This window comes from Defluviitalea raffinosedens (assembly GCF_016908775.1).
Lineage (GTDB): Bacteria > Bacillota > Clostridia > Lachnospirales > Defluviitaleaceae > Defluviitalea > Defluviitalea raffinosedens.
Window position 1 is genome coordinate 82,424 of the sequence record NZ_JAFBEP010000008.1, and the last position, 24,298, is coordinate 106,721.

At 34.5% G+C, this 24,298-nt stretch carries 21 protein-coding genes and 2 tRNA genes; all 23 read right to left on the reverse strand.

Annotated features, from left to right (window positions below; genetic code table 11):
* Positions 1 to 16 precede the first annotated feature (16 nt).
* Positions 17 to 1,030 (reverse strand): PdxA family dehydrogenase, encoded by a 1,014-nt coding sequence (locus tag JOD07_RS07980; RefSeq protein WP_204613304.1) that lies wholly within the window; start codon positions 1,028 to 1,030, stop codon positions 17 to 19.
* A 166-nt stretch (positions 1,031 to 1,196) separates the two neighbouring features.
* Positions 1,197 to 2,186: a Bug family tripartite tricarboxylate transporter substrate binding protein gene (locus JOD07_RS07985; protein WP_204613305.1), complete on the reverse strand. Its 990-nt coding sequence runs from the start codon at positions 2,184 to 2,186 to the stop codon at positions 1,197 to 1,199.
* Positions 2,187 to 2,251: 65 nt separating this feature from the next.
* A complete protein-coding gene (locus JOD07_RS07990) occupies positions 2,252 to 3,772 on the reverse strand; it encodes a tripartite tricarboxylate transporter permease (protein WP_204613310.1) in 1,521 nt (506 codons plus the stop codon).
* Between the two features lie 18 nt (positions 3,773 to 3,790).
* Positions 3,791 to 4,240, reverse strand: a complete 450-nt coding sequence (locus tag JOD07_RS07995) for a tripartite tricarboxylate transporter TctB family protein (RefSeq protein ID WP_158740294.1) — start codon at positions 4,238 to 4,240, stop codon at positions 3,791 to 3,793.
* A gap of 48 nt (positions 4,241 to 4,288) precedes the next feature.
* Positions 4,289 to 5,248, reverse strand: coding sequence for a D-2-hydroxyacid dehydrogenase (locus JOD07_RS08000; RefSeq protein WP_158740293.1), 960 nt, complete (start codon positions 5,246 to 5,248; stop codon positions 4,289 to 4,291).
* 27 nt (positions 5,249 to 5,275) lie between these two features.
* Positions 5,276 to 6,172: a sugar phosphate isomerase/epimerase family protein gene (locus JOD07_RS08005; protein WP_158740292.1), complete on the reverse strand. Its 897-nt coding sequence runs from the start codon at positions 6,170 to 6,172 to the stop codon at positions 5,276 to 5,278.
* 20 nt (positions 6,173 to 6,192) lie between these two features.
* A complete protein-coding gene (locus tag JOD07_RS08010; protein ID WP_204613312.1) occupies positions 6,193 to 7,128 on the reverse strand; it encodes a transketolase family protein in 936 nt (311 codons plus the stop codon).
* Positions 7,128 to 7,955 carry a transketolase gene (locus JOD07_RS08015; protein ID WP_158740290.1) on the reverse strand — a complete coding sequence of 276 codons (828 nt, stop codon included), beginning with the start codon at positions 7,953 to 7,955 and terminating at the stop codon, positions 7,128 to 7,130. Before JOD07_RS08015 ends, JOD07_RS08010 begins: the two co-directional genes overlap by 1 nt.
* Before the next feature lie 14 nt (positions 7,956 to 7,969).
* A complete protein-coding gene (locus JOD07_RS08020; protein WP_158740289.1) occupies positions 7,970 to 8,812 on the reverse strand; it encodes a sugar phosphate isomerase/epimerase family protein in 843 nt (280 codons plus the stop codon).
* 118 nt (positions 8,813 to 8,930) lie between these two features.
* Complete coding sequence (locus JOD07_RS08025) at positions 8,931 to 9,587, reverse strand: GntR family transcriptional regulator (RefSeq protein ID WP_204613314.1); 657 nt, start codon at positions 9,585 to 9,587, stop codon at positions 8,931 to 8,933.
* A 373-nt stretch (positions 9,588 to 9,960) separates the two neighbouring features.
* Positions 9,961 to 10,590 carry a GntR family transcriptional regulator gene (locus JOD07_RS08030; protein ID WP_204613316.1) on the reverse strand — a complete coding sequence of 210 codons (630 nt, stop codon included), beginning with the start codon at positions 10,588 to 10,590 and terminating at the stop codon, positions 9,961 to 9,963.
* Positions 10,591 to 10,761: 171 nt separating this feature from the next.
* Positions 10,762 to 11,835, reverse strand: a complete 1,074-nt coding sequence (locus JOD07_RS08035) for a glycosyltransferase family 4 protein (protein ID WP_330636207.1) — start codon at positions 11,833 to 11,835, stop codon at positions 10,762 to 10,764.
* 93 nt (positions 11,836 to 11,928) lie between these two features.
* A complete protein-coding gene (gene metA / locus JOD07_RS08040; protein WP_158740285.1) occupies positions 11,929 to 12,843 on the reverse strand; it encodes a homoserine O-acetyltransferase MetA in 915 nt (304 codons plus the stop codon).
* Between the two features lie 126 nt (positions 12,844 to 12,969).
* Positions 12,970 to 14,607, reverse strand: a complete 1,638-nt coding sequence (locus tag JOD07_RS08045) for a TolB-like translocation protein (RefSeq protein ID WP_204613319.1) — start codon at positions 14,605 to 14,607, stop codon at positions 12,970 to 12,972.
* A 153-nt stretch (positions 14,608 to 14,760) separates the two neighbouring features.
* Positions 14,761 to 15,027 (reverse strand): hypothetical protein, encoded by a 267-nt coding sequence (locus JOD07_RS08050; protein ID WP_204613321.1) that lies wholly within the window; start codon positions 15,025 to 15,027, stop codon positions 14,761 to 14,763.
* Positions 15,028 to 15,235: 208 nt separating this feature from the next.
* Positions 15,236 to 15,520: a hypothetical protein gene (locus tag JOD07_RS08055; protein WP_158740282.1), complete on the reverse strand. Its 285-nt coding sequence runs from the start codon at positions 15,518 to 15,520 to the stop codon at positions 15,236 to 15,238.
* Between the two features lie 255 nt (positions 15,521 to 15,775).
* Positions 15,776 to 15,849: transfer RNA gene (locus tag JOD07_RS08060), tRNA-Met, on the reverse strand.
* Between the two features lie 10 nt (positions 15,850 to 15,859).
* Positions 15,860 to 15,930: transfer RNA gene (locus JOD07_RS08065), tRNA-Gly, on the reverse strand.
* An 82-nt stretch (positions 15,931 to 16,012) separates the two neighbouring features.
* Positions 16,013 to 19,546: an SbcC/MukB-like Walker B domain-containing protein gene (locus tag JOD07_RS08070; RefSeq protein WP_204613323.1), complete on the reverse strand. Its 3,534-nt coding sequence runs from the start codon at positions 19,544 to 19,546 to the stop codon at positions 16,013 to 16,015.
* Entirely contained in the window at positions 19,527 to 20,750 is a 1,224-nt protein-coding gene (locus tag JOD07_RS08075) for an exonuclease SbcCD subunit D (RefSeq protein WP_158740280.1), read from the reverse strand. The genes JOD07_RS08070 and JOD07_RS08075 overlap by 20 nt, the downstream gene beginning before the upstream one ends.
* A gap of 75 nt (positions 20,751 to 20,825) precedes the next feature.
* Positions 20,826 to 21,554, reverse strand: coding sequence for an NAD-dependent protein deacylase (locus JOD07_RS08080; RefSeq protein ID WP_158740279.1), 729 nt, complete (start codon positions 21,552 to 21,554; stop codon positions 20,826 to 20,828).
* A gap of 181 nt (positions 21,555 to 21,735) precedes the next feature.
* Entirely contained in the window at positions 21,736 to 22,572 is an 837-nt protein-coding gene (locus tag JOD07_RS08085) for a response regulator transcription factor (RefSeq protein WP_204613325.1), read from the reverse strand.
* Complete coding sequence (locus JOD07_RS08090) at positions 22,565 to 24,286, reverse strand: sensor histidine kinase (protein ID WP_204613327.1); 1,722 nt, start codon at positions 24,284 to 24,286, stop codon at positions 22,565 to 22,567. Before JOD07_RS08090 ends, JOD07_RS08085 begins: the two co-directional genes overlap by 8 nt.
* Positions 24,287 to 24,298: the final 12 nt, after the last annotated feature.

The window sequence follows — 24,298 nt, forward strand, 5'->3', positions numbered from 1 at the left end:
TCCTTGAATTCTTAATTTACATATTCTCGCTTTTCCTAATATGTTTAGCCATTTTTGAAGCCATCTTTACAGCATTTTCAAATGCAGAGGTTTTCACCATCCCTTTTCCTGCAATATCATAAGCTGTACCATGGGCACAGGTAACGATCGGCGCCGGAAGTCCACCTGCAATGGTAATGCCCTGTTCAAAACCTTTAAGCTTTAAAGCAATTTGACCCTGGTCATGGTACATGGTTACCACACCATCAAATTCCCCGTTAAATGCCTTAATAAACAGAATGTCAGAAGGATATGGGCCTCTTGCATCAATTCCCATCTCATTAGCTTTCTTAATAGCCGGTGCTATCACATCTATTTCCTCTCTGCCACATTCACCGTTTTCTCCGCAATGGGGATTAAGGGCAGCCAGAGCAAGTACTGGTTTTTCGATTCCTGAATTTTTTAAGGTAGTATTTGCTAAACGCACTGCTCTTAAAATCGTATCCGCGGTTAAATGAGCACTGACATCTTTTAATGGAATATGACTAGTAGCTCGCGTTGTCCAAAGATTTCCTACTACATTAATTTCTCCGAAAGGTTCTTTGTGGTTAAATAAATGGGCTAAATAATGATGTTCACTTTCAAAAGGACATCCTGCCAAAATCATTGCTGATTTGTTTAATGGTGCAAAGCAAAATCCGTCTATTTTCTTCGCCTGAAATAATTCTACTCCAAGCTTTAACAAACCAAGACATGATTTTCCGCTTTCACTGCTTAATACTCCATAAGGTATATTTGCAGGATCTAAGTCTTTTTGATCCAAAACAGGAATTCCTTCTGCCCAGTTTGCATCTTCTACACTTTCAATAATTTGCATCGGAAATGTGACTCCTGCAGCCTTTGCACCTCTTTCGAGGACGCGTACATCCCCTAAAACAATAGGCTTGCAATACTCATCATAGAAATTATTAGCAGCCAACTTTGCAATAATTTCTGGTCCTACACCTGCAGCATCTCCTAAAATCAATCCAATAATTGGTTTATCGTTCATTCCTTTTCCTCCTAAATGCCAATGTCCTTTTTATTTCAAGTATTCTTCCATATTACACTTCTGTTATTGAATCTTTTATCAAAACGAAGTACTATCCAGTAAAATATTTTGATAGTACTTCATTTTAAATGAACAATAAATCTGTTAAACTTTTATCCTCATAAAATTATTGAATTCCATTTGCTTCCATATAAGCTTTTTCATATGCTGTTATGTATTCAGTAGCTTCTGCTGCCCCTTTAAACTCAGGCACTAATTTATACTTATCAATGTACTCTGTCTTCCATCTTTCGGATTCAGATACTTTCTTTAATGCTTCTGACCAAAATGCTACTGCTTCATCACTCATATTCGCAGGGCCTACAACACCACGCCAAACAGGAACTTCAACATTTTCATAGTCTCCAATTTCACTTAAGGTTGGTGCATCAAATTTTCCAGAATATCTTTCTGTAGCCAGTGCCAGTACAGGAATTAAAGAACCTGCTTCAACATATTCAGAAGCCGCTGCCGGTTTTGAAATCACAAAGTCAACATGTCCTCCCAATCCTGCAGTAATTGCATCAGAAGTTGAATCATAAGTAATATATTTCATATTATCTGATGTAACACCAATCTCTTTAATCATGGCTTCATAAGTTGCAACGTCATCACCTTTTGAACCACCAATAACAATGGTTTCTCCATTTTTTGCTGCTTGGATAGCTTCTGCGAAATCTGCCTGCTTTGTATGCTCTGTTTTAAAAATTAATTGCTTATCTAAGGCCATAACAGCCAGTATTTTGAAATTCTTAGAACGATTTTTGGTATTTAGAACCATTGGCATTAAATCTCCACTGTTAAAGGTCAGTAAAGTATTACTTGCTTTATCTCCTTTTAAATTGGCAACTTCATTACGGCCAACTTCACCGCCACCATCCGTTTTATTGGTAACAACAAAGGTTGAATCAACTATGCCTTCCGTTTTCATAATGTCTGTGATCATTCTTGTAAATATATCACTACCGCCTCCTGGACTGCTTGTTACCATCCAATCAATAGATGAAGCTGGTGCATAGGATTTTGAAGATCCCCCTTTTCCTTGACATCCTGCCAAAAGTGTTGATAATGCTAATACTCCTGTCAATAATACTGCTAATTGCTTTTTGATTTTCATTATAAACCCCTCCTCCAGTAATGTTTAAACATGTATAATTTATTAATTATAAATTATATTTTTGATTAGGCCATTCGGCTGCGTTGCTTATAGTTTTTTGCCTTGCTTACTGCTCCTCTTATAATTGGGAATGTAATAAAGAAAAGGAATATAAGCATTAATACAAGTGTAATTGGTCTTGTAAAGAAGATACTTAAGCTGCCTCCGGAAATAATAAATGCTTTTCTCATATTGGATTCTAATAATGGTGACAATACGAAAGATAATAACATAGGTGCTGTCGGATAATCATTCTTTTGCATGAAATATCCTAAAATCCCTGATAACAGCATAACTAATACGCCATACATGGAATAAGTAGTACTATATGAACCTACAACACAAACAACGGTTATAATTGGTATCATGTACTTTGTAGGAACAGATAAAATCTTGGTCAAAAACGGAATAATACCTATTGCAACAATCAACGTTAAAATATTGGATAAGAATAAAGATGAAATCAATCCCCATGCAAAATCTGGCTCATTTTGGAACAGTAAAGGTCCTGGGTTAAGTCCCCACATCATAAGTCCTCCAAGCAATACCGCTCCTGTTCCGGAACCGGGAATTCCAAGAGCTAAAAGTGGCGCAAAGGCTCCGGCCGCTGCTGCGTTATTGGCTGCTTCGCAGGCCGCAATACCTTCAACTGCTCCAGTCCCTAATTCTTCTTCACTTTTGAACCTCTTCTGAACGGCATATCCCATAAAAGAACCGGTAGTAGCTCCTGCTCCCGGTAATACTCCGACAAAAGTCCCCAAAAGCCCAGATCTGATAGCGGGAGGAAGAAGTCTTTTAAATTCTCTTTTAGTTAATATACTTCCTTTAATTGATAGCTTCGCGTCAATTTTTTCAGTTTTAACATCTCTCTCATTGATCAGGCTAATAACCTGCGAAAATCCTACTGTTCCGATTACAAATGGAGTAAATGGTATACCCCCTAATAAATACATATTGCCAAAATCATATCTTGGAGATCCGGATAAAGTATCCATCCCCATGCTTGCAAGCAAAATTCCCAGCATAGTTATTACAACACCCTTAATTGGATTTTCACCAACAAGCCAACTGATCGAAGTCATTGCAATAAGTAAAACTGCTGTCATTTCTGATGGCCCAAACTTTAATCCAAAATTGGCAAGGGCAGGTCCTGCAAAGGTTAGGATTATGATCCCTATTGTACCGCCAATAAAGGATGCCATATTGGCAGTAAACAATGCTTGTCCAGGTCTCTTCCTTTTCTTAGCCATGGGATAACCGTCAAGGGCTGTCATAACTGCCGGTGAATCCCCCGGAATATTCAACAATATTGCACTAAAGCTTCCCCCATACATATTGGAGTAATAAAGAGCCCCAAGCATAATAATTGCAGTAGTTGGATTAAACTTATAAGTTAATGGAAGAAGCAATGCAACTCCTGCTAAACTTCCAATTCCCGGCATAGCTCCAACTATAAGACCTAATATTGCTCCAAGAAATGCTGCCCCTATGTTTGCTGGTGTCAGTGAAACTGAAAATCCTCTTAACAGCAGCTCAAAATTTTCCATACTTTTTCTCCCCCCTGCTTACAGGATGTTTTCGAATATGCCCATTGGAAATTGGATTCCGAGCCACATTCCAAATACGCCAATGGTTATGAATGCAACTATTGCCAGCACTATTAAAATAGGTTTCCAACTACTTTTTTCAACCAGCTTAAGCCAAAGAATAACATATAGAAATATAGTAGGAACCAAACCAATAATAAAAGTTGCGACAAAAATTCCAATTCCACCGGCAATCACCAGAAATTCATCCGGCTTATATTCCACTGCTTCCGTATCTTTTAAAGATTGAATAAAGGATGCTATCCCAGATAAAACCATAACAATCGCCATAATGGACGGGAAGAATCCTGGCATCGGTCCGTTTGCGTCACTCCAAAAGCCAAATTGGGTAAACCCTAAGACTGCAAAGATTAATCCCATAACCACAAATATAAGTGGTAAAATACGCTTTGTTATAGAACTCGTCATGTCCATACCTCCCACACTTACAAGATTTAGTGGATGTGGTTAATAAATTTACTTATTAACCACATTAATTGGTGCACCCGCCGCATATGCTTTTAAGTTCTCAACGGCAATATCCATCAGTCTTTGTCTGGATTCTTTGGGAGCCCATGCAATGTGTGGAGTAATAATCATATTCTTTGCTTGTAATAATGGATTGTCCATTTTAATAGGCTCTGAAGATACTACGTCTACTGCTGCTCCGGCAACTTTTCCACTGTTTAAAGCATCTCTTAAATCTTCTTCAACAATTAAAGGTCCTCGGGAAGTATTGATGATCATAACCCCATCTTTCATCTTTGCTATGGTAGATTTGTTAATAATCCCTTCCGTTTCGGAAAATAATGGACAATGTAGAGAAATCACATCTGAATTTGCAAGCAATTCATCTAGCTCTGCATACTTACAGGTTTCTGATTCAAGTGCAGGGTTTTTGAATGAATCATAAGCTAAGATTTTCATTCCAAGAGCTTGTGCAATTTTTGCAGTGGCTTGTCCAATTCGTCCAAATCCTATAACTCCCATAGTCTTTCCGGCAAGCTCTACCAATGGATAGTTCCAGAAGCACCAGTCCGGGTTATTGGTCCAATCCCCTCTTTTTACACACTCAGAATGTTCACCTATATGATGGCACAATTCTAATAATAGAGCGATCGCAAACTGAGCTACGGCCATAGTTCCATACGTTGGGATATTGGATACGGGAATTCCCTTTTCTTTTGCAGCATTTACATCTACCACATTATATCCTGTAGCAAGTACTCCAATAAATTTTATATTGGGACATGCATCTAAAGTTTCTCTTGTTATTGGTGTTTTATTGGTATAAACTACTTCTGCATCTCCGATTCTTTCAATAATTTTGTCACTGGGTGTTCGGTCATAAACCGTCAAGTCCCCTAACTTTTCAAACCCTTCCCAGGATAAATCTCCCGGATTTTCAGTGTATCCATCTAAAATAACTATTTTCATATTTTTCCTCCTTTCTAAATTAAAGTTCTAATCTTCCAGAAGCGCCCATGCTCTGTTGATCACTCTTTTTGTATTTGCTACTATAACATCTGGATCTTCATCGCCCCATGGTTTTACCTCAAAAGAAAGTACATATGGATTTTGTGCATCAAAAAATCCTTCTGCTTTTAAAACCCTGAAGAATTCTAATAGTTCTTCTAAACCGTTGGCACTATTGGGAAAACCAAATCTTGGATGTTGATCTCCATATGCTTCACAACCTTTTTCTACAACCGCATTTCCGATATGGAAATGATTAATATACGGTCTTAAGGTCTGAATAACAAATTTAGAAGTTTCATAGGTGGTTGGGAAATGAGAAAGATCCACCATAAGCCCAAAATTACTATGGGTCGTTCTCATATCAGCAGCAAACTTTGCTGCATAAGGTGCTGGTCCAATTAATGCTGCCTTATCCATGTCATAGTCAAATACTTCTAAATTAACCGTCACACCTTTTATTGCTGCATAATCGCATATATTTCTTGTGGTTTTTAATAGCTGTGCATACGCTAAGTCTTTTGTTTCTTCTTCCCATTTTCCAGCCAAAAATCCTATTCTCTTTGCACCTAAATATTCTGCTTCATCTATTGATTCCATAAGCAAGGCTTCTGCAGCTTTTCTTCCCTCTTCATTAATATCATTTGGATTTAATTTTGCCCCAAGTAATCTTGGTTGAGCACTATAGCAAACTGTTAAACCAGATTCTTCTAACATCTTCTTAACTTTTGCCCTTTTTTCATCATCAGGAATATGTGTTACTTCAATCGCATCAAAATAATCATCACACGCAATCTTTTTAATAGATTCAAGTGGATCTACCCCTGGATAACTCATTGGAACAATGGTCCCCATTTTAAAATACTTGTGGATAGATTCTTTCATAGTATCATTTCCTTTCTATTTTATTTATTTTTTATTACTAATTTAGCTTTCTCTGCTATTGACTTTGGACCATAACCATATTTTTCAAGCAATTCGTTATAGTCTCCTGACTCAGCAAATTTTGTAGCTCCGACAAATTCTATTGGCGTTGGACAAGCTTTTGATAATACTTCCGCAACGGCACTGCCCAAACCGCCATGAATACTATGTTCTTCTACTGTAAGAACCGTGCCTGTACGTTTTGCAGCATCAATGATCAGTTCTTCATCTATTGGTTTGATTGTATGAATATTAATCACTGTTGCTTCTATTCCTTCTTCTTTTAATAAATCTGCTGCTTTCAAGGCATTATGCAGAATTGTCCCTGTAGCAATGATCGCAACATCTTTTCCTGTTTTTAACTCGACACCTTTTCCAATTCTAAAATCATAGTTCTCATCAAATATTACCGGTGCAGGCGCACGACTTAGTCTTAAATAAACCGGGCCGTCATATTCTGCTATTGCTTCCACAGCTTTTGCTGTTTCTACTGCATCACTTACAGAGACTACTGTCATATTAGGCATGGAACGGACAACAGCAATATCGGTAATGGCCTGGTGACTTGCTCCATCATATGAATCCGATAATCCGGCATAGTTTCCTGCAATTTTAACATTTAATTTATCATAAGCGATTAAACTCTGAATCGGATCTGATCCTCTGGTAGTCATAAAAACTGCAAATGTATTTACAAAAGGAATTAAATCTTGTGTTGCAAATCCTGCAGACATGGCTACCATATTAAATTCGCTGATCCCAACATTAAAATATCGCTCAGGAAACTCCTTGCCAAAAAGAATACTTTTGGTCGAAGCTCCCACGTCTGCTTCCAAAACCACAACTTTATCGTTTTTTTTCCCTAAGTTTAATAATGCTTCTCCATATGCGTCTCTTATCGCAATGTTATTTCCCATTAAACTACACCTCCCAGCTCAGCTTTAGCTAGTTTATATTCCTCAAGATCAATTGGTTTTCCATGCCATGAATTTTTCCCTTCCATAAAAGATATGCCTTTGCCTTTTACGGTTTTGGCAATAATGATTGAAGGCTGAGTGCTGCAATTTTTTGCTTCATCTATGGCATTCGCTATATCCTCAACGTCATGGCCGTCGCAATATAGAACATTCCATCCAAAGGATTCAAATTTCTTTCCGATATCTCCCATCGGCATAATTTCTTCCAAGGTGCCGTCTAATTGCACTCCATTATAATCTAAAATTGCAATGAGGTTGTTCGCCTTAAATTTTGAAGCTGCCATTGCCGCTTCCCAAATGCCCCCTTCCTGTATTTCTCCATCCCCCAGTAGAACATAAATAGTGGCATCACTGTTTTTTAACTTCTCTCCCAACGCCATCCCTAGTCCTGCGCCAAGTCCCATTCCTAAAGGTCCTGTAGATAGTTCAACTCCCGGAGTCGTGTGTGCACAGGGATGCCCCTGAAGATGGCTGCCTACCTGTCTTAGGGTTTTTAAATCCTCTCTAGGGAAATAGCCTTTTTCAGCCATATTTAAATAAAGCATAGGTGCCGCATGGCCTTTTGACATAATAAATCTATCTCTGCCTTCTTTATTAGGATTTTTAGGATCAATATTCATTTTCTCAAAGAAAAGTGTAGTAACTATTTCAGTACAGGACAGAGAACCACCCGGATGACCTGTCTGAATGCTGTAAAGAAGATCAATTAATTCATTTCTAAAACGTAAACATATCTTTTGAAGCTCTTCTTTTCTTTCCTTTGTCATATAACCTTCCTCCTTTATGAATTATTCTTATCACCATATACTTTATTGAGTATTGGCCTTAGATGAGCAATTGCACCCTTAGCTGCCTCTTCCTGGCTAGGAATTTGAAAAATTTCAGTGCAGAAGTTTCCATAATATCCACATTCTTCGAAGGTACTTAAAATTTTCTCAAAGTCCAAACCGCAATGCCCAGGATAGCGTCTGTTATTATCTGCTAAATGAACGTGTATATTGTATTTGCTATACTCCCGGATTGCCTGGCAAATATCTTTTTCTTCCAAATTCAGATGAAATACATCCATCATAAGTTTAAAATACGGATGATCAACTGCTTTGATCATCTTTGCGGCTTCCTGCAGTGTGTTAATGAAATTGGTCTGCATGATTGTCACAGTTTCTAAGGCAATCTCTACTTTTTTCTTCCCACCGTATTCACTTAAATCCTTAAAAGCATCTATAGCCAATTGCTCTGTCTGCTCTTTTGAAAGCTGACTACAGTATTGTCCCCGAATTCTTCCAATATTGATATTGGCACCTAATGCTGAAGCAAAATCAATAATTTCTTTTGTTCGTCTGATCGCCTCTTTCCTGACTTCTTCTTTTGGATGCGTATAACTTAATCCCAACTGTCCAAATATTTCTCCGGTACATACCAATACAACAGATAACTTGTTCTTTTCTGCTTCTTTTCTCACAAAATCCCAATTCAGCTCTGAAGGATTTAATGTCATCAGTTCTACCCCATCATATCCAAAAGATGCTAAATCATAAAAACTTTTTTCTAAAGGACCTTGATAAGCTGTAACCGAGTCTGCAATTGCCACATCAGGAGTAGCTACTTGGTAACATAATTTCATCTTTTTATCTCTCCAATCTTAAGGATATTTACGGAATTTATAACTTAAAGTTAATAAATTATAAATTATTAAATATAAATTATAAATTATAAATTATAATTTGTGATTTATTAATTGCTTAGTATTTATTATGTAAATTATTATTTTCACTTAGTAAATCTATCATTGCTTCTATATCTACTCTTACCGATTCGACCGCCTGATCTGCATCCCTGTTACAGATCGCTTGAATAAGATTCATATGATCCCGTAAAGATCGATTAATTTTTGACTCTGTCCATTTCACATTACATGCTCTGGTATAGGCGACGACATCTTGGATATCATTGATATAAGCTGCCAGTTTTTTATTGCCTGCTATTTTAGCAATTTGTCTGTGGATTTGGCTGTCTAATTGGCTTGCTTCTCTATATTCCCCATTGGATAATTTATTTTTATATCTTTCATATGTTTTGATGAGTTCCCGTTTTCCATCATCAGTAATGAATTCACAGCATTGACGAACTGAAAGTATTTCTAATACAATTCTTACGTCCAACATTTTTATTAAGTCATCTTTTGATATCTCTGCGGCAAAAATACCTTTACGAGGTCTGTTCTCTATGAATTCTTCTGCAATTAACCGATTTATTGCTTCTCGCACAGGAGTTCTGCTCACACCTAGTTCTTCTGCAATACTATCTTCCCAAATTCGTTCTCCTGGCTGAATAATATTGTTGATTAATTTTTCTTTTACTTTATGATAAACATATTCTTTTAAGTCCGAATATCTCATATGGGCTTCCACCTTATCAGAAGACTTTTATTATTTGTCACTATATATTATAAATTATAATTTATAATCTTATACTAATTATACAACACATTTTTTATTTTTCAAGAGTTTTTTATAAATTTTATCCTAATCAGTATTCCAATTAAACCATAAAAATATTTAAGTCATACAGGAAAGAGTTTCACAAGCACACCTCTCGCGCTGAGCGCAGTCGGCAAGCCGTCAAAATACAACAGGCGCGAGTGTGCATCCTGCCCTGAGGATTTTTTACTATACAGGAAATCCTTAAGGATTTCCTATAAAATAAAAATGGCCATTGCCAACAAACTTCCAGGTCTGTTATGCAATGGCCTTATGTATATTCCCTTGTATTTTAATCCAATAATTTTCTCATAGCTTCTATGTCTTCCTTAATCAAATTCATTGCACGCTCTTGATCTTTATCACAAATTGCGTCAATTAGAGTCTTGTGATCCTTAAGAGATTTCTCTATCTTTTTCTCTGTCCATTTGACATTACATGCTCTGGTATAGGCAAAAAAATCTTGAATATCATTTATATATGCTATCAATTTCTTGTTGTCAGATATTCCCGCAATATATCTATGAATTTGGCTGTCTAACTGACTTGCCTCTGCATATTCTCCATTGGTTAATTTTATCTTATAATCATCATATATTTTCTTCAGCTCAGACATTTCTTCTTCTGTAATTAACTTGCAGCATTCACTAACCGAGAGGGTTTCCAAAGCAATTCTTACATCCAGCATTTTCTTTAAATCTTCTTTTGAAATTTCTGCTGCAAATATTCCTTTGCGCGGTCTATTTTCTACAAATCCTTCAGCAATTAATCTATTGATTGCTTCTCTCACCGGAGTTCTGCTTACTTCCAGTTCTTCTGCAATGTTTTCTTCCCAAATTCGTTCTCCAGGTTTAATCGTATTATTGATCAATCTTTTTTTTACTTCATGATAAACATATTCCTTCAATCCTGAAAATTTCATACTCATCCACCTCCTTTATATAGTATAGAATATAAATTATAATTTATATAGTAGCAAATTATAATTTATAATTTATTATATAACATTTAGCCATATTTTCAATATCGTTATAATCTTTATATTTATATTCAACAGAAATATCCATAGTTTTAGACTATGGATACCGTAAATTTACTTATTTTTTGCATAATAAATATCAAATTTCATCTCTTTACGAAACGCCAGGGCATTTTCATAGAATTCTTTCCACATTCTTAAAACATGTTCTTTTGAGTAAAACTCTTTTCCCAGACAAGATTTATTCTTCCACAATTCATAAAAATCCTGGTCATCCTTAAGTTTTGTGATTAACTGAATAAACTCGGCATTGGTTTTCCCTTTTAAGTACAAATCGAACAATATCTTATCATATACTGGTAAGTCTCTGAGAAGAAGGGGCAGCTTACAGTTCATTGCCTCTAAAACAGTCATTGGGAAAAGTTCATTATAAGAAGGCAAAAACAATATATCTGCCATATTGTATATATCATTCATTTCTTTTCTGTCTACAATTCCTAAGAACTTCACATTTTCAGGAGGATTGCTGACCATCTCACTTAAGGTTTTATATCCATCCGTGATGCGTCCAAAAGAAAAGCCTCCTGCCCAGGCAAACTGGATCTGGGGCAGCTGCCGTGCTATTTCAATAAAGTCTTTTACACCTTTTCTGGTTTGAATTTGTCCCACGCCTAAAACCACAAAATCATCTTCGCTTAATTTCATCTTTCTGCGAATTTCTTTTCTTCTGTCTTTGTCATAAGCAAAAAAATCTTGATCCGATACAAAATTAGGAATATAGATGATCTTATCTTTTTCAATACCATATTCCTCTAATTTATCTATAAAGTAAGGATTTACAGTTACTAAATAATCCATCTTATTGTAAAAATCAATTAAATACTTGTAAAAAACTTTTCTGCAAAACCAGGGAAGCTGTAAACTGTCGTCAATGGTTTCAGGTAAAAAATGCACATACCCTACAGTGATTCCCTTTCTTTTAGCCAAAGGAAGCGTTAAATAATATTTTAAATCCACTGTATGATAATGGTTGATATCACAAAAGCCTATTTTATTGACATGTATCCTGTAATCACTTAACCCTTCTTTTACCAGGCGAACCTGTTCTAAATATGCCGATGCTACTCCCTGTCCTTTGACTTTTTCTGCCGATGAGAGCATGTTGATTGTAGGCATCTTAAGATTCACTCCCGTCATTTTTTCATGTCAGTCTTCATTTATTTAGTATGGACTTAATGAAAAATAAAAATACCACAATAAAGTGGTATTAAGAAGAGTTTTTTAAAGAGCTTCGAGATCATAGGGTGTTTCTTGATATACATAGTAATTGAGCCAATTGGAAAATAATAGGTTTGCATGGCCCCTCCAGGTAACAACAGGATCTTTGGCTGGATCATCCTGTGGAAAATAGTTTTTTGGTATTTGAATATCCAATCCCTTAGCCAAATCTCTTTCATATTCCAATTTTAAAGTATTAGGATCATACTCCGAATGTCCGGTGACAAAAATCTGTCTGCCATCTTTAGAGATCACGATGTAAACTCCTGCCTCATCAGAAAAAGATAAGAGTTCTAATTCTTCTATCTTTTCTATATCTTCTCTTAGTACTGTTGTATGCCTTGATTGAGGAACATAGAAAACATCATCGAAGCCTTGTAAAAGCTTTACATTTTTCTTTAAATTATAATGCGGAAAAATCCCGAACATTTTCTGTGGCAATAGATATTTAGGCACGCCATAATGATAATATAAACCTGCCTGTGCGCCCCAACAAATATGTAATGTAGACGTAACATGTGTCTTTGTCCACTCCATGATTTCTTTCAGTTCTTCCCAATAGGTTACTTCTTCAAATGGGAGGTTTTCTATGGGGGCTCCTGTAATAATCATGCCGTCAAATTTTCTGTGTTTTATTTCATCAAAGGTATTATAAAAAGTAATGAGATATTCCTCTGAAGTATTTTTAGATACATGGGTTTTTGGATGCAAAAGGGTAACCTCTATCTGCAAAGGTGTATTACTTAGAACTCTCAATAACTGTGTCTCTGTTACCTGCTTAAGAGGCATAAGGTTTAAAATGACAATCTTTAATTCTCTGATGTCTTGATGAATCGCTCTGTGTTCATCCATAATGAATATGTTCTCATTGGTTAAAATCTGCTTCGCAGGAAGGTCATTGGGTATTTTAATAGGCATTTCTTCCCTCTTTTCCAGTTATTTTGTAAAGTATATTATATATAAATTATCCAATAATTGCAATGACTTTCATCATAAGATGAAAGCCATTTTAAGCAACTAAAAAACATCTTCATTATTTAATATTTAATGAACTGTAAGAATACTAAAAACGTCTTCATCTATTTTTTCTGGTTCATCCTGCCCTTTATGGATATAAAGATTTCCCTTCCACTCTAAAGAATAATCTTTTAAATATACAATCCCATTAAAATCATAAGTATAAAATCTAAAAACATCAGAATCTACTTTATATTTTCCTTTTCCCGCTTCAAATTTCCATAAATCCCATTTGTAATCATTGCCTCGTGCTAAAAATATAATTGCGTTTCCTTCATTATTTATTAAATAGTCATAATCAACATCATCAGATATTTTTTCTGACTTTCCTTCTTCTGTATATAAATATAAGTCCACTTCATAATCTACTCTGTTTCTAAGATAGGCTATGCGTCCTCCTTTATTACTAACCGCAAAATCAAAAACATTGTCTGAGATCTTTTCTCTTTCTTTCCATTTGCCATTTTTAAATCGATGGACATAAAGAGATTTATACCTATTATTTGTGTCATAGACCGTATATGCGATCAAATTTCCATCAAGATCACATTGAAGATCATATTCTAGTTCTGCTTCATTAGGAGTTATTAATTTTTCTTTTTCCCTTCCTATTCTCTTAATATATATATCATTGAGTTTTAGCTTATTTTCATTCAACTTATAATAAAAAACAGTTAAATCATTCATTGGCCTGTCATTTTCCATGATATAACTTACCTTGTTATCAACCATCTCTTCTGCAGACTTCTTTCCAAACGTTTTAAAATATAAATCTCCATAACCTTTATCCACTTGATAATTCGCTAAATAAGCAATTTGTGTCCCGTCTTTATTATAAATATTTATAAATACATCATCAGCGATTTTTTGCGGTTCTTTATCTTTTTCCTTAACAAACAATGTGTAAATATAAGGATTTTTTATATCAGTTAGTTTTTGATAAGTAATTATATTTCCATCATCTGATATAGATGAAACATGGTATACATCTGAATCGATCTTAACTTTCTCCTTGCTTTTTTCCTTTATATACAGTTCACTCTTCGCATAAGTATGTTTATGATTTTCCAAGAATATGAACTTATTGCCTTCAGATGTAATAAAATAACGATCACGCGATACTTCATCAGCTATTTTTTCTATCTTTTGTCCTTTTGAATACGCATACAACTCGCCAGTATCATTTTCAAAATCATAATTTTTCAAAAATAAAACTGTACTGCCATCTTCAGAGATCGTAAAATACTTGCTTACCTCAGAGGCAATTTTTTCTTTCTCTTTTCTACTTTCTTTTATATATAGTTCTCCCACTCTGCGGTCTAAATCATAGCTTTCAATAAAATAGACTGTATTCCCATCTTTACTTGCCTGGGCAAAATCATTCTGATATTGCCTATAAACATCTTCATCATTATTTACTCCTAAAAAAACTGTGTCTGAAAGCTTTTGATTTTCACCGCTCTTTTCGAACATGTAAAATTGATTGTTTTTAAAATATATTACGGAATACGAATTTGGGTCTTCTTTCATAGTATTGCTTCCATGAACCGTTCCTGGAATAAATGCTAATAAAAATATGATGACAGATATCAAACGGTTTAATTTCAATCTTTTTATATTCTTTAATACTTTTCTGCTATTTTCATTACCTCTATCACTATACATTAAACCCCTCCATTGATTTTATCAGTTTATCATTTTCATAAGAATCTATTGCAACCAATCACAAAAATGTATATATATCAAATTATTGGTTAATTAATCTATAGTGATTCTTCTCCTCAAATCTCTTGTGCATCGATGATCAAAAATGCTTAACTATTCGAGAATGGTCCTATAAAAACTGCCTAAGTAATTAATATTGATATTACTGGATCTTTTGGCATAGTGAAATTCATGTGCTGCTACATGCAGAATTAGCTCATCTAAAATAAGTAAAAGCTTATCTTTACATGAATATAGGGCAAAGTCAATAAGGCAGGATTTGATCAAATCCTGCCCTTTATGGATATAAAGATTTCCCTTCCATTCTTGTCCAGAACGATCTTTCATTTGCCGACTGAGTGTTGTTTTTATTGCTTCCATAGACTGTCCCTGAAGCTAATATTAATACTGCAATTACTAACATTGCTGATTTAATTTTTTTGCATGCTTTAGCATACTTCTTGTATTTTGGTTTTCATTTCTACAATACATAAAATATCTCCTTCATCTTTAGTATTTTATATTTGATAGCAATATATTACAGCTAAGTATAAAAAACGTCTATATGTTTTAAACTTGATATTTTAATTTATTTCATTACTTTTTTATGGCTATGGCCTAAAAAATTATGAACATAATTTGCTCCCCGGCTGGCAATTAATCCACTTAAGATGTATCCGGTATACGGAATAGAAAATTCCATATCCAGCATACTAAAAAAATCAATCTTATAGCCTGTTGCAAAAAAAATTGCAACCACTACTGGAATGTATTTTTTTGTTTTATCCCATACATTTTTAGGTAGTATATCTTTGATGATTTCAACTACACTTTCTGTAAGAAATGAAACCATCAATAAGCCAATTGGATTCATACAGATAACTCCTTAAAATAAACTTTACTCTATTTTATTTTAAATGCATCAAAAAAGTGCAAAGATCTATATAAGGATGAAAGTGAATCAAAATAATGAAAATATAAATCCGTAGACCATAAAAAAAGCAGACTACCTTACTATTCGCGGTTAGTCTGCTTTGGCTTAATTCATTATTTTTTTGCTCATTAACCATTAAACTTTAATATTCAGACATAATAAAAACCGCAATACCTGCGGTTTTCATTTCATTAATTGCGGAGGCAGGATTTGAACCTGCGACCTTCGGGTTATGAGCCCGACGAGCTACCAGGCTGCTCCACTCCGCGCCATTGCCACAGCGAGTGATGGGAATCGAACCCACGTAACCAGCTTGGGAAGCTGGTGTTCTGCCATTGAACTACACTCGCACCCTTACTAAAAATTATATCATATGCAATATATTATGTCAACAACTTTCCAAAAATATACAAAGCCGCACAAATGCGGCTTTTAACTATACTCTATTCTTACTTTGCTTCCGTTTAATCCTTGTCTCGCCGGTTCTACAATCAGTTTAACCGGTATTCTGTTTTTTAATTCCTCCACATGACTAATGATTCCAACACAAAGTTGTTGGGAATGAAGCTTTTCCAGTGCTGTCATAACGGTATCCAGCAGATTGCTGTCCAATGTGCCAAATCCTTCATCCAGGAAGAAGAATTCCAAAGGGGAACTGTTATTTAATTGAATTTGAGAAGAAAGGGCCAGGGCTAAAGAAAGAGATGTAAGGAATGTCTCTCCCCCGGATAAAGTACTGGGTGAACGCCTTATGCCTCCATTAAAATCATCTCTTACGATGAAATTTCCAGATCCGTCTAATTCAATCGCATATCTTCCTCTTGTAATATTCTTTAAAGTTTTGGAAGCTTCTTTTGCAATATATTTTAGTCTGCTTGCGGCTACAAATTCAACAAATTTATTGCCTTGTACCAGCTTGTATAAATCATCCAAAAGGCTAAAAGTGTATTCCAGCTTAGTTTTCTGTTTATTCAATTCCAGGACTGTATTTAAATTTTTCTCCATAATCTTTAGTTTTTCCTGCATGACAGCAAGGTATTTGGCCTTCATTTCAAGTTCTTCAGTTTTGGTCTGTTTTTTCTGCTTTAAAACTTCCCATTCTTCAGAAGATATTCTTTCTTCCTTGAGTTTTGACTGAATACGATGCAGATTATTTTGAACTTCCTTAACTTCTTCCTCAAAAGCCTTTATGGCATTCTCTAAAATTTCTCGCTTTTCTTTAGGCATCCATGCTGCGATCACATCCTCTGGAGTTAAGAAGTCATGTTCTTTAAGCAATGCATCCAGTTTTTTTCTTATCTCTTCATAATGATTTAAAAGGGTTAAGTTATAAGTGTTTAATCTGATTTCCTCCTGTTCTAAGTTTGACTTTTCATTTTTAGCTTTTTCAAAAGCTCTTTTTAATTTTTCTTCGCTTTCCAGTAAAATTCTTATTTGATTTCTTACTTCTTCTCTATATATGTATGGATCTTTATCTTCCGATAACCTTTTAATCTGTTCGCTCCACTGCTCAATCATTCGGCTCTTTTCTATGCCGCTTTGCTTAATCTTGGCATTTTCTTGTTCACACTGCCTGATGATATCGGAAATCTGCTCTTTTTCCTGTTCTTTTAACTTTAAACTTTCCCGGAGAATTTTCTCTTTTTTTTCTAAATCCACTTTCAGCTTGTCCCATTCTCTGATTTCCTTCATCTTATCTTCTATGGCACCCAGTTTATACTTTTCTTTAACATGAAAATATTGTTGGACGATATCTTCCAGATTGGTTTTGATTTCATGATATTGCTCAGAGATTTCCTTATGCTGGTTCTTATCTTTTATAAGGCCTTCCTGAATCCTGATTTCATCCCGTTCCAGAAGGTTGATTACATCCTTAAGTTCTGCCACATATTGATCGGCTTTTAATACATCCTTTTCCCATGTATCGATTTGAATTTGAAGATTTTTAAACTTTTCTTCTTCCTGGGATAGACGTATATCAATATTTTTTATATCTTCATTTTCAATATCCGAAAGTATGCGATCGATTTCCTGTTGAATCTGCTCAATTTCTTTATTCATTCCTGAACATTCTAAGGAGATCGCATAATATTTATCCTCCAGTTCCTGAAGCTGTCTGCTTAATTGATTTTCGTCATTCAGCACATCTTGATAAAGCTTTTGGTCAAATTCAAAAGCGATATGAATATGGTGAGTTGAGCCACAAACAGGGCAGCTTTCACCTTCCTTAAGATCTTGCGCTAAGATCGCAGCCATATTTTGCCTCTGGAGTTTTTCTATTTCTTTCTTTTTCAATTCTAAAGCATGTTTAATGCTTTCTTTTTCATCCAATATTTTTTTCTTTTCTTCTTCCTTTGGCTGAATCTTAGCAAGAAGATTTTTTAATGATTCTTCTCTAAGTTTCTTCTGATGAAGCTTGTCCTGGTAATAGACATACTTATGCTTTAATTCTTCTATACATTTATGCTGTTCAAAAAGTAAATCCCTGTTCCCAGGAGCATTTTCTTTTAAATTCTCCAATGCTTTCTGAGCTTCTGTAAACAGAACATTTTTTTCCTGCTTTTTGCTTTTGATCTCTTCAAAGATCCTTTCCGTTTTTTCTATATGGGACTGAAATTGGTAAAGTTTCTCCTGTAATTCTTTTTCCTTCTGGATTAATCTATTGTATTCTTTTTCAATTTCATAAGCTCTCTGTATTTCTTCACGATAAGCTGGATCCACAAAAATTTTTTGCTTTTTATTTTCTATTTCTTTCAGATCTTTTTCAAAGGCTAAAAGCTGATATTTTATTTCCTCTTCCTTTTTAATATTTTTATTGATATTTTCTTTATTTTTACTGAAAAGCACTCTAAGCTGGTCTCTTTCTTTTTCCATATTCTTTTTTTGCTCTAACATTTCAACTGCTTGATTCAAATTGGTTTCCTTCTGAACAAGAATTGGATGCTCTGCATTTTTTCTCTGAAGTGCATCAGAATAATCTTTTTCTAATTTCTCTAATATTTCCGCAATGGATTTTAGTTTTCCTCGCAGTTCTTCCAGCTTATGCATATTTTCTGTTTTATCTTTTTGAATTTGATCCATTTCACCAATGACTGGCTTTATAATATCTGCCTTTTGTGCCCTTTGGAATGCTTCTTTTTGCTTAAGATAATCTTTTTCCTGTTCCCCAAGTATTTCTTGCTTGTTTTTATAAAGTTGAAGTTCCTGCTGCAGTTCCCAGATGATTTGATATTTCTCGTATTCCCTGCAGATTATTTCCAGCTCTTCTCTTAATTCCTGTTCTTCTTTTATAAGGAGTTCATAAAGTTTTTGCTGTTCTTCATATTGTTCCTTGGTTAAATTTTCATATACCATTAATTGCGATTCGATATTTTCAATTTCCTTGCTCTTTTTATTCTTGGCCATTTTGATCTTTTCTGTCAGTTCTCTTCCATACTTTTCTAAGCCAAAAATTCTTTCTAACATATTTCTTCTGTCGGTTCCGGTCAGTTTTAAAAATTCATTGAACTTCCCCTGGGGCAGGACAACAGAACGGGTAAAATCATCCACATTAAGGCCCAAAATTCTTTGAATCTCATTAGTGACATTGGTAATGCCTTCTTCTATGATGTTAATATTGCTTTCCCCAGTCTTCATGTATAGTCTGGCATCTTTCGATTTTCTTATACCGTCTTCACCTTTCTTAAAAGTTCGGTTGACAACATAAATCGTAGTTTCTCCTCCATTACGAATAGAAAACTCATATTCAATCGTCAGTAAATCCACCTCAGAATTTACAAATTCTTTTGTATTCCTTGGGATTTCTCCATATAGCGCCAATATTATCGCATCCAGGATCGTGGATTTTCCACTGCCGGTAGGTCCAAAAATTCCAAACAAACCTCTTTCCGCCAGTTTAATAAAATCAATTGTCTGTTCTTCTATAAAACTGTTGAGTCCTTTAATTCTAAGCTTCCTCGGCTGCATCTTCATCCTCCTCTCCCATCATTACAGAAAGAAAGAGTTCCATCATTTCCTCAGTGGGTTCTACCTGCCTGTGCTGAATATAAAATTCTTTAAACAATGTATCAATGCTTTTGTCTTTAATATTTTCAATTTCTTCTTCGTTTTCCTGATTGGTATAAACGGGAAGGATTTCAACAATATCCTGCTTTAAGCGTTTCAATTCTTTAATTTCAGATTGAAGCAAAACTCTGTCCGTCTTGACTTCTAAATAAACCCATAGATTTCTCTGGCTATTTTCTCTGCATTTTTCCATGGCTTCCTCTATATTTTCACATCTCCACACTTCTATGGGTTTATAATTTTTAAGATAAACTTCTTCTATCTTTGCTTTTTCACCGGCAGAAATATCCACAATATAGAGACATTTGGAATAGGATATCTCACTTTTGCTGTATTGAATGGGGGAACCAGAATAATAAGCTTCAACTTCTGTACCCTTTACCTTCTGAGGTCGGTGGAGATGCCCAAGAGCAACATATTGGGCCTTTTTAGGCAGAACGCTGGGGTCTACAGCCAGACTCCCTCCCAACTGAATCGGCCTTTCTGAATCTGTCTCTTCTCCACCAATCATAAATAAATGGCTTACGGCAATATTAATGGTATCATCCCTATATTTAGATGAAAGGCTTTCAAATAATTTTCCTATTCTTTTGGAGTAACTGCTCTGCATCTCCTCTTCATCCATATCAAAACTGATGATCTCGTTTAATCTTTTTTCGCTGGGATAAGGAAGCGTTATGGCAACTACTTTTTCTCCCTTAAGTTCTATCTCTACATACCCTTCCCCTGCATCTACAATACGATAATGGGGATAATCTCCCACCTGTGCAACACTCTTAGGGGTTCCAAGGAGAATAATTCCCTGCTCATAGGCAAGAGGACTGGGCGCTGAGAGACGTTCCGGATTGTCATGATTCCCTGCAATGACCAGCACAGGCCTTTTTCCTCCATTGGCGATGCGCTGCATGGCTGAATAAAATAATTTCTCTGCTTTTGCCGGAGGATTCCCTGTATCGTATACATCCCCCGATATAATGACCATATCGACCTGTTTATTATCTATAATTTCAATCAATTCTTCTATAAATTCTGCTTGCTCATCCAATCGGCTATAATTTTCCAAGTTTTTTCCCAAATGCCAGTCGGATGTATGTAAAATTCTCATACTATTGCCCCCTTTCTCTGGTATAGCAGAAGTATATCATATTTTGTCAAAAAGTCGTATTTTTGTATGGCACAATTATTGAATATCTTCAATAAGCTGACTGAGTACTTTTCCGATACTATCATGGATCACATAATCCGCCTGGGTATCATATGGTGTAGAAGATTTATTAATCAGAATCAAATGCTTTCCTTTATAGTAATCTACAAGCCCCGCTGCAGGATATACTACTAAAGAAGTACCGCCTACAATTAAAACTTCTGCATTGGAAATATAATGAATAGATTTATGGAGAATCTGTGAATCCAATGGTTCTTCATATAGCACTACATCCGGCTTAATCATCCCTCCGCATGCTTTACAGTAAGGAATGATTCCCTCGCTGTTTATAACATCTTCTAAAGAATATGCTTTATTACATTTCATACAGTAGTTTCTGTGGACGGAACCATGGAGTTCCAGAACCTTTTTGCTTCCTGCCAGTTGGTGCAATCCATCAATGTTTTGCGTAATAACAGCCTTTAATTTTCCCTTCTCTTCTATCTTTGCCAAAGCCAGATGGGCTTTATTGGGTTTGGCTTCTTTATAAATCATTTTGCTTTTATAAAATGAATAAAATAAATCCGGGTGTTTCATAAAAAAAGAATGGCTCAATATAACTTCCGGGGGATATTTTTCTTTGCTATTGTATAGACCTTCCTCACTTCTAAAATCAGGGATATTGCTTTCTGTAGATACCCCCGCTCCACCTAAAAAGACGATATTGTCACTTTTCTGAATAATGGATTTTAATTCATTGATCATAAAAATACCCTCCCTTTTATTGTACTAATTTTAATATATTCCTTTTTAAGATAACTTACAATGATGACAGTCAATAGTGAAAACACTCAAATAAACCGTCGCACTTAATAGTTAGTATACAATTCTATTTTACCCTAAAAAATCTCAGCCTTTAATAGACTGAGATTTAAATATTAAAGTTTTAATTAAGTTCCGCACTATATGCCGTATTACTTTCTGAATCCCCTCCTCTTACGAGGACATTAGCTTTCAAAAATTCCATAGGTGAACAGCACATATAAGATTTAAACACATAGGAAAAATATTTATAATCACTAAAGCCTACCATCTCTGCAATCTCATATACTTTATATTTCCCTTCAGTAAGTAAATTGATTGCCTTTTGGATTCTATAACTGTTTAGAAAATCATTAAATGTATGGCAGGTATCATCCTTAAATTTCTTGCTTAAATAGCTGGGACTAACCTCTAACTGGTCTGCAATATCTTCTATACTGATCTTATTGGCATAATTATGAACGATATAATCTATTACGACGGGTGTATTTTTATATTTATAAGAAGATTTTTGGCAATATATTTCTGTATCTATAAGCTTTATATTTTCTATATCCTTAACAGTATTTTTTAGTTTACGTAGAATCTCTTTTTCAGAAATTCTCTTAGTTACTTCTCCAACGACTTCATAAAGTTTATCTTCATCAATTGGCTTAAGAAGATAGTCGAATACATCCAACTCTATTGCCTTTTTGGCATATTCAAATTCCCCATAACCAGTTATAATAATAGCTTCAAATTCTCTCTCTTTAAAATTTTGAAGCATTTGAAGTCCATCCATAATCGGCATTTTTATATCCGTTATAACCAAATCCGGCGAAAGCTCTTCAATCTTTTTAATACCCTCTTCACCGTTGGAAGCTTCTCCAACAACCATACATCCCATTTTTGCCCAGTCAATCGTATAAGCCAGCCCTTTTCTAATTAAATCCTCATCTTCAGCAATTAATACCTTAAACATTATCCTCACCTCTTAATACTGGTAAATCAATAGTCACCTTAGTTCCTTCATTATAAACACTATCAATATGTATTCCATAATCAGTTCCATATAGTAATTGTATTCTTCTATGAACATTATAAAGACCTATATGTTTAGATTCTAAATTTTCCTGTTTTAAAGCAGTTAGTATTTCTTCTAACCTTTCTTTCGGGATCCCATCTCCATTATCTGCAATTTCCAGAATTAGTTTATTGCTTTTAATAAATATTTTAAGGATTATTTCCAGCTTTTCTTTCTTAGAATATCCGTGATTAATAGAATTTTCAATTATAGGCTGAATAATTAATTTAGGAACAGCACAATTCTTAGCTTCCTCCTGAATATCAACGGTATATTCCAGTCTTTTATTAAATCTGTATTTTTGGATCATTAAATAATCTTCTATATACTTAATATCTTTTTGAATAGATACATTTCCATCTTCATAATTTATGCTGTACCTTAAAAGATTCGCCAGCCCTACAACGATTTGCACCGCTTTTTGTGTATCAATTTTAATCATATATTTTAGAGTTTCCAGGGTATTAAATAAGAAATGAGGATTAAACTGAGCTTCCAACTGCATGATTTCTGACATACGATTTCTATTCACCAACTCATTATTCTTACTAATCAGTTCTTTCAATTTTATAAGCATATCATTAAAACAATTCCCTATTAATTCAAATTCGTCATTAGAATCAATATGAACACAAAAATCCAGATCCCCTTCTTGAACTTTCTTTATAGCATAAAGCAATTCATCAATGGATTTGGTCTTACTTGCGGATATTCCCTTCGAAATACAAACAATGACTATAGATAACAGAACGAAAAGGATGAGCAGAAATATAAGACCAACCAAATAAAATCCATTCATAAATCTCATAGAAGTAAGCGTAAAAATCAATATATTCCCATTAACCCGTTTCGATTGATGAATATAATATTTTTCTGTGTCTCTTATATAAATATATTTATTCTTATGTATTTTAAATTTAAATTTTCCCAGGCTGTCTAGTATTAAATTATTAGTAGATATAATGGCATTTTTATGTTTATCTGTAATTACAACGATATCCAGATCGTAGTTATGTATGATATTATTCCAATCCTTTTCTAATAAATCGAATATAATATATCCAATAATTTCTCCTTTATGAACGATTGCTTTTCCAATGGAGTATACTGTTCTGATATTACTATCTAATTGAACACGGTTAATCATTACTATGATCTCATCCGGTCTTTGCTTCATTTGTTTAAATATCCCTGATAAGAAAATCTCATAGTTATTATAAGGAGATTCACAAAAACTATTGTCAATAATTGTGTTACCCTTATTATCCGTTATGTAAAAAACACTTCTTATTTTTTGACTATTAATGAAATTATACAGCATTTCATAAATACTGGATTGAGTATTGATTTGATCTGGATGATTAATATAATTTATGATTAATGGCGAAGAAGATAATTGCTCAACTTGATCAATATAATGGGTAATTTCTTTTTCAATCACTTTAGAAATATCGTAGTTTATATCTATGTTTTGTCTTTTGATCAACATTTCTCCATAAAACATAAGGAAGTTATAAGAAAGAATTGAAAAAATTAGAATAGGAGTGACTGCATATAGAATAAAAGTTTTTCTAATCTCTTCTTTGAAAACTTTTCGCTTAATTTCTCCCATATACAGCACTCC

Bases quoted from the DNA above. Each gene is read 5' to 3' on its own strand.
- JOD07_RS07985 (WP_204613305.1), bottom strand. From the start codon at position 2,186: ATGAAAATCAAAAAGCAATTAGCAGTATTATTGACAGGAGTATTAGCA.
- JOD07_RS08055 (WP_158740282.1), bottom strand. From the start codon at position 15,520: ATGAATCCAATTGGCTTATTGATGGTTTCATTTCTTACAGAAAGTGTA.
- JOD07_RS08075 (WP_158740280.1), bottom strand. From the start codon at position 20,750: ATGAGAATTTTACATACATCCGACTGGCATTTGGGAAAAAACTTGGAA.
- JOD07_RS07980 (WP_204613304.1), bottom strand. From the start codon at position 1,030: ATGAACGATAAACCAATTATTGGATTGATTTTAGGAGATGCTGCAGGT.
- JOD07_RS08010 (WP_204613312.1), bottom strand. From the start codon at position 7,128: ATGGGAAATAACATTGCGATAAGAGACGCATATGGAGAAGCATTATTA.
- JOD07_RS08070 (WP_204613323.1), bottom strand. From the start codon at position 19,546: ATGCAGCCGAGGAAGCTTAGAATTAAAGGACTCAACAGTTTTATAGAA.
- JOD07_RS08005 (WP_158740292.1), bottom strand. From the start codon at position 6,172: ATGAAAGAATCTATCCACAAGTATTTTAAAATGGGGACCATTGTTCCA.
- JOD07_RS07990 (WP_204613310.1), bottom strand. From the start codon at position 3,772: ATGGAAAATTTTGAGCTGCTGTTAAGAGGATTTTCAGTTTCACTGACA.
- JOD07_RS07995 (WP_158740294.1), bottom strand. From the start codon at position 4,240: ATGACGAGTTCTATAACAAAGCGTATTTTACCACTTATATTTGTGGTT.
- JOD07_RS08025 (WP_204613314.1), bottom strand. From the start codon at position 9,587: ATGAGATATTCGGACTTAAAAGAATATGTTTATCATAAAGTAAAAGAA.
- JOD07_RS08050 (WP_204613321.1), bottom strand. From the start codon at position 15,027: ATGGAAGCAATAAAAACAACACTCAGTCGGCAAATGAAAGATCGTTCT.
- JOD07_RS08090 (WP_204613327.1), bottom strand. From the start codon at position 24,286: ATGGGAGAAATTAAGCGAAAAGTTTTCAAAGAAGAGATTAGAAAAACT.
- metA (WP_158740285.1), bottom strand. From the start codon at position 12,843: ATGCCTATTAAAATACCCAATGACCTTCCTGCGAAGCAGATTTTAACC.
- JOD07_RS08015 (WP_158740290.1), bottom strand. From the start codon at position 7,955: ATGACAAAGGAAAGAAAAGAAGAGCTTCAAAAGATATGTTTACGTTTT.
- JOD07_RS08000 (WP_158740293.1), bottom strand. From the start codon at position 5,248: ATGAAAATAGTTATTTTAGATGGATACACTGAAAATCCGGGAGATTTA.
- JOD07_RS08085 (WP_204613325.1), bottom strand. From the start codon at position 22,572: ATGTTTAAGGTATTAATTGCTGAAGATGAGGATTTAATTAGAAAAGGG.
- JOD07_RS08020 (WP_158740289.1), bottom strand. From the start codon at position 8,812: ATGAAATTATGTTACCAAGTAGCTACTCCTGATGTGGCAATTGCAGAC.
- JOD07_RS08045 (WP_204613319.1), bottom strand. From the start codon at position 14,607: ATGTATAGTGATAGAGGTAATGAAAATAGCAGAAAAGTATTAAAGAAT.
- JOD07_RS08030 (WP_204613316.1), bottom strand. From the start codon at position 10,590: ATGAAATTTTCAGGATTGAAGGAATATGTTTATCATGAAGTAAAAAAA.
- JOD07_RS08080 (WP_158740279.1), bottom strand. From the start codon at position 21,554: ATGATCAATGAATTAAAATCCATTATTCAGAAAAGTGACAATATCGTC.